Source organism: Enemella evansiae (assembly GCF_002250705.1).
Lineage (GTDB): Bacteria > Actinomycetota > Actinomycetes > Propionibacteriales > Propionibacteriaceae > Enemella > Enemella evansiae.
Map to the genome: position 1 here is coordinate 1 of NZ_NMVP01000030.1, position 7,299 is coordinate 7,299.

The window sequence follows — 7,299 nt, forward strand, 5'->3', positions numbered from 1 at the left end:
CGGCCGCGGCCGCGGTCGACGGGCCGGTGACCTTGCTGGTGGCCGGGGACGGTACCGCCCGGGCCAGCGTCGGCGCCCCCGAGCGGGCCGATCTCGAGACCCGGGCCGCCGACGAGCGGATCGCCGCCGCCCTGGCCGCCGCCGACCCGGCGCCGCTGGCCGCGCTGACGGCGAGCGAGGGTGCCGAGTTGCTGATCTCCGGCCGGCTGCCCTGGCAGGCGGCCGCGGCAGCGCTCACCGGGCGGAGGCCGCGGTCGGCGTACGCCTGGTTCGACTGCCCCTACGAGGTGGGTTATCACGTGGCCGCCTGGCGGATGACGGAGTGAGAGATGGCGATTGACCTGCGCACCCTGATGGGACCGGCCGGGCTGCCGGCCGACCTGGATGAGTCCGGGCTGGCCGAGGCGTACGCCTGGCAGGAGGGTGTCCGTGCCCTGATGCTGACCACGATGGACGGGGTGGTGACCGGTTCCGACGGCCGCAGCGGTTCGCTGGGCACCCCGGCCGACCGGGCGGTGTTCGAACTCAACCGGCGGCTGGCCGATGCGATCGTCGTCGGTGCCGGCACGGCCCGCACCGAGGACTACGGCCTGCCCGAGGACGGTCAGCTGCTGGTCGTGGTGAGCCGCCGGGGTGAGCTCCCGGTTCGGTTGCGGACCGAGGCCGCCGAGGTCGCCGAACCGCGGTTGGTGCTCGCGGTCGGTGACGAGGCGGACACCGCGGCCGCCGAGGAGTTGCTGGGTGCCGAGCGGATCTGGCGCTGCCCCGGCCGGAGCGGGGTCGACCCGCGGATGCTGCACCGCAGATTGCGTGATGCTGGTCACCAACGGATCCAGCACGAGGGCGGTCCGGGCCTGCTCACCGGCTGGCTCGCGGCGGGGTTGATCGACGAGCTCTGCCTGACCCAGGTGCCCCGGCTGGCCGGGGCGGGCGTACGCCTGATCTCAGGCCCGGTGGGGGAGGCGAGCTGGTCGCCGGTGCTGCTGCTCGCCGAGGACGGCGCGCTGATCGGCCGGTGGCGTCCGCAGCGGGGCGATTCGACACCCGGTCACGGCTGAATCACGGAGTCCGGGAGCGGCCCCCGCGCCGGTCTGAGCGGTGGTCGATCTGCGATACTGTGGCACACGACCGGCCCAGTCCTGGAAGGGCCGGGAGCGAGGGGGTGTGACAACCCCAGGGAAAGGGCGTGACGTGAGTCTGTTGAGGTCGCTTCCTCGGCGCCGCGTACGGCTGGCCGGAGCTGGTTTGCTCGGTCTTGCCGTCACCGGCCTGAGCGGTTGTGCTGCCGCTGGTCCCGGGCAGGGACGTCTGTTCGGGCTGCCGCCGGGGAACACCGAGCAGGGCCCGCTGATCAGCAATCTGTGGGTCGGCTCCTGGATCGCCTGCCTGGTCGTCGGCGCCATCGTCTGGGGCCTGATGTTCTGGGCGTTCGCGCGCTACCGGCGCCGGAACAACCGTGAGGTGCCGCGCCAGACCCGGTACAACCTGCCGATGGAGATCATGTACACGGTGGTCCCGTTCCTGATCATCGGCGTGCTGTTCTTCTACACCCTGCAGACCCAGGACAAGCTCCTCGCCAAGGAGCAGCCGACCCCCTCGTCCAACACCGTCACGGTCGTCGGTCAGAAGTGGTCGTGGACCTTCAACTACTCCGATGCCCAGGTCTGGGAAGCCGGCACCATCGAGCGCACCCCCGATCTGTACCTGCCGGTCAACGAGACCACCACCTTCCAGTTGCGCAGCCCCGATGTGATCCACTCCTTCTGGGTGCCGTCGTTCTACATGAAGATGGACGTCATCCCGGGCCGGAACAACAGCTTCCAGGTGACCCCCAACAAGGAGGGTGTGTTCTCCGGGAAGTGTGCCGAACTGTGTGGCACCTACCACTCCGCGATGCTGTTCAACGTGCACGTGGTGCCGCGCGCCGAATACGACCAGAAGATGGCTGAGCTGCGAGACCGGGGGCAGACCGGGGAGAACCTGGGGTCGCAGGGGGCCAACGAGTTGGCACAGGCCAAGAAGGAAGGTGAGTGATGACCACCGCGGAACGGATCTCCGACGCGACCAGCGCTGCTGCTCCCGCGGACCGTGGCCTCGGCGCGGCGGTCATGGACATGCTGTCCACGACCGATCACAAGCTGCTCGGCAAGATGTACATGGTCACCGCATTCGTGTTCTTCCTGCTCGCGGGGGTGATGGCGCTCGGTATCCGTGCCGAGCTCGCCTTCCCGGGCATGCAGTTCATGCAGCTCGAGACCTTCAACCAGCTGTTCACGATGCACGGCACGGTGATGCTGCTGATGTTCGCGACGCCGATGTTCTCGGCCTTCGCGAACGTCCTGATGCCGCTGCAGATCGGTGCCCCCGACGTCGCCTTCCCGCGGCTGAACGCGTTCTCCTACTGGGTCTACGTGGTCGGTTCGCTGATCGTGATGTCCAGCTTCCTCACCCCCGAGGGGCCGGCCTCCTTCGGTTGGACCGCGTACACCCCGCTGTCCAACCGGATCAACAACCCCGGCGTCGGCGGTGACCTGTGGCTGATGGGCCTCTATCTGGTCGGCCTGTCCTCGATCCTCGGCGCGGTGAACTTCGTCACCACGATCATCCTGTTGCGCGCCCCGGGCATGACCATGTTCCGGATGCCGATCTTCACCTGGAACACCCTGGTCACCTCGATGCTGGTGCTGATGGTCTTCCCGGTGCTGGCCGCCGGCCTGCTGGTGCTGGAGTCGGATCGCCGACTCGGTACCCACGTCTTCGACGCCGCCAACGGCGGACCGATCCTGTGGCAGCACCTGTTCTGGTTCTTCGGCCACCCCGAGGTCTACGTGCTGGCGCTGCCGTTCTTCGGCATCATCACCGAGATCCTGCCGGTGTTCAGCCGCAAGCCGGTCTTCGGCTACGTCGGCCTGGTCGCCGCGACGCTGTTGATCGCGGCGCTGTCGATGGCGGTCTGGGCGCACCACATGTTCGTCACCGGTGCGGTCTCGCTGCCGTTCTTCTCCTTCATGACGATGCTGATCGGCATCCCGACCGGTGTGAAATTCTTCAACTGGATCGGCACGATGTGGCGAGGATCGGTCAGTTTCGACACGCCGATGCTCTGGTCGGCGGGCTTCCTCACCACGTTCCTGTTCGGCGGTCTGACCGGCATCATCCTGGCCTCCCCGCCGATGGACTTCCAGGTCTCCGACACCTACTTCGTGGTCGCGCACTTCCACTACGTGCTGTTCGGCACGGTGGTGTTCGCGATGTTCGGCGGCTTCTACTTCTGGTGGCCGAAGATGACCGGCAAGATGCTGAACGAGACGCTCGGCAAGGTGCACTTCTGGATGCTGTTCGTCGGCTTCCACACCACCTTCCTGGTGCAGCACTGGCTCGGCATCGAGGGCATGCCGCGGCGGTACGCCGACTACCTGCCCAACGAGGGCTTCACGCTGCTGAACCAGATCTCCACGGTCGGCGCGTTCATGCTCGGCATCTCCTTCCTGCCGTTCTTCTGGAACGTCTGGATCACCCGCAAGTCGCCGAAGGTCACCGTCGACGACCCGTGGGGCTGGGGCCGTTCGCTGGAGTGGGCGACCTCCTGCCCGCCGCCGAAGAAGAACTTCAACTCGCTGCCGCGGATCCGCTCCGAGTCGCCGGCCTTCGATCTGCACCACCCGGAGATCGCCGAGATGGAGTACGCCGACAACGGCACCGACAATCTGGCGGACGGGCCCGACGATCGCGGTCGGGCGGGGCTGCTGCGGCAGCGCATCGCGGCCGGCGGCGGTTCGGAAGCCAGTATCGATCCCGATGAGAAGGAGAAGAGGAGCACCCAGTGAGGACCGAGTACAAGATCTTCATCCCGCTGGGCCTGTTCTTCGTCGTCTGCACGGTCGCGTACTACTTCTTCGGCCGGGTCGACGGCGGCCAGCTGGAGTGGGTCGGGCTGGCGGCGCTGGCGCTCACCTCGCTGATGGTGCTGCAGATCGGCGTCTTCCTCTGGGTCACCGCCCGCAAGATGGACCCGCGGCCGGAGGACCGCTCCGATGGCGATGTGGTGGAGGGTGCCGGTGACATCGGTTTCTTCCCGCCGCGCAGCCTGTGGCCGTTCATCGCGGCGGTCACGGCCGGCCTGGTCTTTCTCGGCCCGGTGTTCGGGTGGTGGCTGACCGCTCTCGGTGTCGGCTTCGGCGCCCTGGCGGTGGCCGGCTGGGTCTACGAGTACTACCGCGGTGACTACTCGCACTGAGCCGCGGCGTACCGCCTGACGAACACGGAAACGGCGTCCGACCTTCGGGTCGGACGCCGTTCTTCGTTGTGCGGCAGGGTTTCCGGTCAGCGCCGGCGGCGGCGACGGTTGCGGGAACGGCCCGGGGTGGATCCGGCCTTCGCCTGATCGGCCGGCTGCTGCTTCTGCTTCTGCTGTTTCTGCTGCTTCTGCTGCGGCTGGGGCTGGGCGACCTCGAGCGGGCCGGGGAGGGTGCGCTCACCGGGCGCCAGTTCGGTCAGCGCCGGGTGCTCGATGCTGTCCACCCGGGTCGTGGTCGGCTTGATCCCGGCGGCCCGGACCAGGGCGCGGACGTCGCGCTGCTGGTCGCTGGTCATCAGGGTCACCACGGTGCCGGCGCTGCCGGCGCGCGCGGTACGCCCCGAACGGTGCAGGTAGGCCTTGTGCTCGACCGGCGGGTCGGCATGGATGACCAGCGCCACATCGTCGACGTGGATGCCGCGGGCGGCGATATCGGTGGCGACCAGGGCGGTCGCCCGGCCCTCGTGGAAGGCCGTCAGATTGCGGGTCCGGGCGTTCTGGCCGAGATTGCCGTGCAGTTCCACCGCCGGTACGCCGCCGCGGTTCAGCTGGCGGGCGAGGGCCTTGGCGCGGTGCTTGGTGCGGGTGAAGATGACGGTCCGGCCGGGGGCGCTGGCCAGGTCGACCAGCACCGGCAGCCGCTGCTCGGAATCGATGTGCAGCACGTGGTGCGCCATCGTCGCGGGCGGTGCGGTGGCCGAATCGGCCTCGTGGGTCACCGGCTGGTGCAGGAACTGCTTGGCGAGGCCGTCGATCGCCTTGTCCAGGGTCGCGGAGAACAGCAGTCGCTGGCCGTCGGAGGGGGTGCGCTGCAGCAGCCGGCGGACCGGCGGCAGGAAGCCCAGGTCGGCCATGTGATCGGCCTCGTCGAGGACGGTCACCTCGACCGCGTCGAGGGTGCAGTGGCCCTGGTTGATCAGGTCCTCGAGGCGGCCGGGGCAGGCGAGCACGATGTCGACGCCGTTGCGGAGCGCGGTCACCTGCGGGTTCTGGCCGACGCCGCCGAAGACGGTGCGGGTGGTGAGGCCGGCGGCCTTCGCCAGCGGTGCCAGCGATTCCTCGATCTGGCCGACCAGTTCGCGGGTCGGGGCCAGGATCAGCGCGCGCGGTGCCCGCGGGCGGGCCGGCCGGCCGCCGCTCAGGCGGGCCACCAGCGGCAGCAGGAAGGCGTAGGTCTTGCCGGAGCCGGTGCGGCCACGGCCGAGCACATCGCGGCCGGCGAGGGAGTCCGGCAGGGTGGCGGTCTGGATGGGGGTCGGGTTCTCGATGCCGAAGCCGGTGAGAACGTCGGTCAGGCGTGCGGGCACGCCCAGGTCAGCAAAGCTGGTCAAGGGAGATCAATCGCATTCTGTAGGAATCGTCTCGCCGACGGTCTGGCACCCGGGCTCGGGGCGGACCTCACATGGAGCCGATGCGACCCGAGAAACCGGGAGGCAGTGCTGCGACATGCGGACAACTCGCGGCGAGAGCACGACGAGTTATGGGTCCAACCTATCGCATCTGCCAAGCCGGAGCCGAATCGTGCGCTCGGAGAAGGGATCGACTGAGTGGGGGTGGATGGGGTACCACGGGAGGAACGTCAGTGAGGAGCCGAGATGAGCCCAGCCAATGACGGCATGGAGCGAACACGACGGCCGTGGTTCCGTGACCACGGCCTGCTACTGGCCAATCTGATCCTGTTCGCGATCTTCTTCGGCGGCATGATTCTGAGCGGTGCGGCCGCGTACGACGCCGATCAGGTCAGACACGGCCAACCGGCCACCGGGTTGCTGGCCTATCTGATGAGCAGTGATTTCGTCGAGGCCACCTTCGAGAACTGGGAGAGCGAGTTCCTGCAGATGGGTGCCTATGTGGTGCTCACCGCGCACCTGTTCATGCGTGGTTCGTCGGAGTCGAAACCGAGTGATCAGGCCGCCGAGCAGGACGAGGACCCGGCCGGGCACCGGGATGATCCGGATGCGCCCTGGCCGGTGCGTCGCGGTGGCTGGTGGCTGTGGGTGTACGAGCGGTCGTTGGCGATCCTGTTCGGGGTGCTGTTCTTCGGGTCGATGTTGGCGCACGCCCTCGGCGGGTCGGCGGCCTACAACGAGGTGCTGTCGGAGCATGGCCTGCCCGAGCTGAGCTGGTGGGCCTATCTGGGGACCGCGCAGTTCTGGTTCGAGTCCTTCCAGAACTGGCAGTCGGAGTTCCTCGCGGTCGCGGTCATCGTCGGCGCGTCGGTCTACCTGCGGCATCGCGGTTCGGCGGAATCCAAACCGGTAGCACCGCACTCCGCGACCGGCGGGTGACGAGCGAAGGGGGAGTGGCATGTACGAGCGTGTGTCTCACGTTCCTCGAGTAGGTCGCGCAGCGACCGCGTCTCTCACGTTCCTCGAGTAGGTCGCGCAGCGACCGTGTCGAGAGGTGCGGGGGGTGGTTGCTCATCTCGACACAGTGAGGATGGTGGTGGGGGTCCGGTGGCCTTGGGGATGATGTCTTTGGGGTCTGGGTTGTTCGTTTGACCGATCTCGACACTGGCGCTGTTGGTTGGGTGCCTTGAACGCGACTTGTCGACGGCCGGCCCGCCGGGCCCCTCTTTCGGTTTGGATGGCCAGACCGGGCGGGTGTGACTTGATAGGACCTTGATCGGTGTCTCATCACTGTGGTGTCCGCCCGGCCTGGGAGGTCATCCCTCGATCCAGTTGTAGAGGGAGACATCACCCATGATGACCACCAACCATGCCACGCCTCAAGACCCGACCCCGGTGGTGGCCGGGGTCGATACTCATCAACGCACCCATCACGCGGTCGTGCTCACCGAGACCGGGGTGTTGTTGGCTGATCGGGAGTTCCCGGTCTCCCGCGCGGGTTATGCCGCGTTGGTGGACTGGGTCGTCGGCCACGGACCGATCACCGCGATCGGGGTCGAGTCGACCGGTTCGTATGGGGCCGGGTTGACGGTGCATCTGCTGGCGGCCGGGATCGAGGTGATCGAGGTCAACCGGCCCGATAAGACCACCCGG

Annotated in this window: 8 protein-coding genes; 7 read left to right on the forward strand and 1 reads right to left on the reverse strand. The window is 68.0% G+C overall.

All coding sequences use genetic code 11. From position 1 onward, the window contains the following. From BI335_RS21545 to BI335_RS14055, 5 genes are all read left to right on the forward strand, one after another. Positions 1–326 (forward strand): class III extradiol ring-cleavage dioxygenase family protein (locus BI335_RS21545; protein WP_458859442.1); only part of this gene is annotated, 326 nt, incomplete at its 5' end. 3 nt (positions 327–329) lie between these two features. Then, positions 330–1,058, forward strand: a complete 729-nt coding sequence (locus BI335_RS14040) for a dihydrofolate reductase family protein (RefSeq protein WP_094431638.1) — start codon at positions 330–332, stop codon at positions 1,056–1,058. Positions 1,059–1,245: 187 nt separating this feature from the next. Beyond that, positions 1,246–2,034, forward strand: a complete 789-nt coding sequence (gene ctaC / locus BI335_RS14045; protein WP_094356491.1) for an aa3-type cytochrome oxidase subunit II — start codon at positions 1,246–1,248, stop codon at positions 2,032–2,034. A gap of 74 nt (positions 2,035–2,108) precedes the next feature. Then, on the forward strand, positions 2,109–3,827 hold the full coding sequence (ctaD, locus tag BI335_RS14050) for an aa3-type cytochrome oxidase subunit I (RefSeq protein ID WP_411266634.1): 1,719 nt from the start codon (positions 2,109–2,111) through the stop codon (positions 3,825–3,827). Continuing rightward, on the forward strand, positions 3,824–4,237 hold the full coding sequence (locus tag BI335_RS14055) for a cytochrome c oxidase subunit 4 (RefSeq protein WP_094356493.1): 414 nt from the start codon (positions 3,824–3,826) through the stop codon (positions 4,235–4,237). The genes ctaD and BI335_RS14055 overlap by 4 nt, the downstream gene beginning before the upstream one ends. Positions 4,238–4,323: 86 nt before the next feature. On the opposite strand, the gene BI335_RS14060 is transcribed toward BI335_RS14055, so the two are convergent. Then, a complete protein-coding gene (locus BI335_RS14060) occupies positions 4,324–5,628 on the reverse strand; it encodes a DEAD/DEAH box helicase (protein WP_094431640.1) in 1,305 nt (434 codons plus the stop codon). Between the two features lie 264 nt (positions 5,629–5,892). Between BI335_RS14060 and BI335_RS14065 the strand changes: the two genes are divergently transcribed. After that, a complete protein-coding gene (locus tag BI335_RS14065; protein WP_094431642.1) occupies positions 5,893–6,585 on the forward strand; it encodes a DUF6766 family protein in 693 nt (230 codons plus the stop codon). Between the two features lie 414 nt (positions 6,586–6,999). Then, positions 7,000–7,299: IS110 family transposase (locus tag BI335_RS14070; protein WP_144009076.1), on the forward strand; the 300-nt coding region annotated here is incomplete at its 3' end.